General features: G+C 33.9%; 2 protein-coding genes and 1 CRISPR repeat array. Both genes read right to left on the reverse strand.

All coding sequences use genetic code 11. The features are described from left to right. Positions 1–763: 763 nt before the first annotated feature. Positions 764–2037: a CRISPR direct-repeat array (repeat unit 47 nt; unit sequence GTTGTGATTTGCTTTCAAAATGTATCTTTGATTTATTGATAAACACT). Positions 2038–2285: 248 nt separating this feature from the next. Beyond that, positions 2286–2630, reverse strand: coding sequence for a CRISPR-associated endonuclease Cas2 (gene cas2 / locus J0M08_08130; protein MBN8703018.1), 345 nt, complete (start codon positions 2628–2630; stop codon positions 2286–2288). A gap of 291 nt (positions 2631–2921) precedes the next feature. Then, on the reverse strand, positions 2922–3248 hold the full coding sequence (locus J0M08_08135) for a GIY-YIG nuclease family protein (GenBank protein MBN8703019.1): 327 nt from the start codon (positions 3246–3248) through the stop codon (positions 2922–2924). Positions 3249–3440 lie beyond the last annotated feature (192 nt).

Genomic DNA, 3440 nt, shown 5'->3' on the forward strand with positions numbered 1-3440 from the left:
TCGAGATAGAGCGTTGCTCTGAGTATTGAAACTAATAGTTGTACCATGATTTGCTTTACTCACGATATGTTTAATTTTTTTTAATTGTGTTCGTGAACCTCGCGAAAAACTCGGTTTCAAAATGTATAAAAATGAGTATTGGGGATAGTTGTTAATTAGGAGTGATTATTCTGAGTGTCGTCATATCGAGCGAAGTCGAGATAGAGCGTTGCTCTGAGTATTGAAACTAATAGTTGTACCGTGATTTGCTTTACTCACAATGTGTTTATTTTTTTTTAATTGTGTTCGTGAACCTCGCGAAAAACTCGGTTTCAAAATGTATAAAAATGAGTATTAGGGATAGTTGTTAATTAGGAATGATTAATCTGAGTGTGGTCATATCGAGCGAAGTCGAGATAGAGCGTTGCTCTGAGTATTGAAACTAATAGTTGTACCGTGATTTGCTTTACTCACAATGTGTTTATTTTTTTTTAATTGTGTTCGTGAACCTCGCGAAAAACTCGGTTTCAAAATGTATAAAAATGAGTATTAGGGATAGTTGTTAATTAGGAATGATTAATCTGAGTGTGGTCATATCGAGCGAAGTCGAGATAGAGCGTTGCTCTGAGTATTGAAACTAATAGTTGTACCATGATTTGCTTTACTCACGATATGTTTAATTTTTTTTAATTGTGTTCGTGAACCTCGCGAAAAACTCGGTTTCAAAATGTATCTTTGATTTATTGATAAACACTAATATTAAAGTATATCTGCCTTGGGATTAGTTGTGATTTGCTTTCAAAATGTATCTTTGATTTATTGATAAACACTAAATAAACTTTTTAAAAACAATGATAAATGGTTGTGATTTGCTTTCAAAATGTATCTTTGATTTATTGATAAACACTCTTACCGAAAAAAGTATAAAGAGTTATGTCGTTGTGATTTGCTTTCAAAATGTATCTTTGATTTATTGATAAACACTATATTTAATATGGCGAAGAAACTTTGGATAGTTGTGATTTGCTTTCAAAATGTATCTTTGATTTATTGATAAACACTCCATCCAAGACAAGGAGAAGTTTCTATGTGTTGTGATTTGCTTTCAAAATGTATCTTTGATTTATTGATAAACACTTTACTTCCATTACTAAATTTATGTGCAAAGTTGTGATTTGCTTTCAAAATGTATCTTTGATTTATTGATAAACACTGCTGCTTTAAAGTGGGCGGATATTGAGTAGTTGTGATTTGCTTTCAAAATGTATCTTTGATTTATTGATAAACACTGCAGGTTACGGAAACGGATGCTCTTAAGCTGTTGTGATTTGCTTTCAAAATGTATCTTTGATTTATTGATAAACACTTATTTGTGTGATGAGTTGCAAAAGGTAGCAGTTGTGATTTGCTTTCAAAATGTATCTTTGATTTATTGATAAACACTACCGTTTTAAAAAGCAACGATGCACTTCGTGTTGTGATTTGCTTTCAAAATGTATCTTTGATTTATTGATAAACACTATAGCATCAATAAAAAGATGGGATAGCGTAGTTGTGATTTGCTTTCAAAATGTATCTTTGATTTATTGATAAACACTATTTATTCAGATTATTGAAAATACTTTTGTGTTGTGATTTGCTTTCAAAATGTATCTTTGATTTATTGATAAACACTTAAGGAGAAAGAGGCAAAGCGAGCTTTTAAGTTGTGATTTGCTTTCAAAATGTATCTTTGATTTATTGATAAACACTCTGTTAAAAACAATCCATTTGCAAACTCTGTTGTGATTTGCTTTCAAAATGTATCTTTGATTTATTGATAAACACTCCAATTCACACAGGCTCTTACTAAGTTCTTGTTGTGATTTGCTTTCAAAATGTATCTTTGATTTATTGATAAACACTATACATCCAACACAAAGAGCCTTCTTTGTGTTGTGATTTGCTTTCAAAATGTATCTTTGATTTATTGATAAACACTGGCCTTAGTTCAATATGGGCTAACTTCCGAGTTGTGATTTGCTTTCAAAATGTATCTTTGATTTATTGATAAACACTAGATAGGTCAAAAACCACAACAAAATCAATGTATTAGAGGTGTTTTTTCAATAAAAAAAGTGAAGTGTTTTCAAACAATTATCCCGCTTTTGGCGGGATTTTTTGTTTCTAGCAAGGTCATTTTACACTCTTGCCAGTTCGAGCGGAGTCGAGAACGTGTGACAGACTACCAACGCACGTTCTCGAATGTCGCATCTCGACTCCGCTCGATGTGACGTTTGAACTGACAAGCCGCTAATACTCACAAACTAAAAAAGCTCCAATTGTTGTGGCACATTTGGTAATTCTTGAGGTTTGCTGCCATAAAATATTTCCATTTGCCCAAATTGCTTATCTGTTATTTGTAATATCCCAATTTTACCGTGTTCGGGTAATAATCGTTTTACTCTGTTTTTGTGTACATCGGCATTTTCGCTGCTAGCACTGTGTCTTACATACATGCTAAACTGAAACATACTAAATCCGTCTTTCATTAGCGATTTTCTAAAGCCTGCGGCAACCTTGCGTTCTTTTTTGGTTTCTGTAGGCAGGTCGTACATTACTAGGGTCCACATTACTCTATAGGCGTTTAGGCGGTCTTGGTTAATACTCATTTTAATTGTATTTTTTTTTGTTGTCAGTTCGAGCGGAGTCGAGAACGTTTGTTGGTATGCTCTCGCAAGTTCTAGAATGTCCCATCTCGACTCCGCTCGATGTGACTCTCGAACTGACGCTTGGCTCTCCTATGTTCTCTTACTTTGCTCGATGTAACCCCTAACTGACTTTATTTTTTGTTTTCTTCTTCTTGATTTGATGAAGTGTTCATATCAATTCTAGAGTCGCAGCACGCACCGTATCAAACGTCACATCGATCGGAGTCGAGATGCCAAATACGAAAGCGTGTGTTATGTCTTTTTGATGTTTTTGTGCGAAGTTTCATTTTTACACGCAGCCTCAATTTTTAATACATCCCATTTTTCATTGATAAGAGCTTCTTTCTTTTTTCTATTCCAATCTTTTATTCGTTTTTCCCATTTAATAGCTAGGTTAAAATCGACAAACCGTTCACAATAAATCATTTTAACCGGTCGTCTCGAATATGTGTAGCTTTTTATATTTTCTCCGGTGTTGTGTTCAATTAGTCTTTTGTCCGGATTGTTGGTTACTCCTGTATAATAAGACTTGTCTGAACATTCTAGAATATAAACATATAAGTATTTTGTCAGGTTCATATTAGTTGGTTTTGTGTGTATTGTCAGTTCGAGTTCCGATATATTGGGGAGAGCGAGTGCAGTCTCATCGAGCGGAGTCGAGATGGTGCGTTGTTGGTCTGTTGTACGTTCTCGACTCCGCTCGAACTGACAGTGGGTATAATTTCTTTTTTCTTAAATATATTCATTGCATATATTTTTAGTAGTTCTATT

The organism is Bacteroidota bacterium (assembly GCA_017303975.1).
Lineage (GTDB): Bacteria > Bacteroidota > Bacteroidia > JAFLBG01 > JAFLBG01 > JAFLBG01.

Excerpts from the sequence above, each read along its gene's own strand:
- cas2 (MBN8703018.1), bottom strand. The coding sequence starts at position 2,630 with ATGAGTATTAACCAAGACCGCCTAAACGCCTATAGAGTAATGTGGACC.
- J0M08_08135 (MBN8703019.1), bottom strand. The coding sequence starts at position 3,248 with ATGAACCTGACAAAATACTTATATGTTTATATTCTAGAATGTTCAGAC.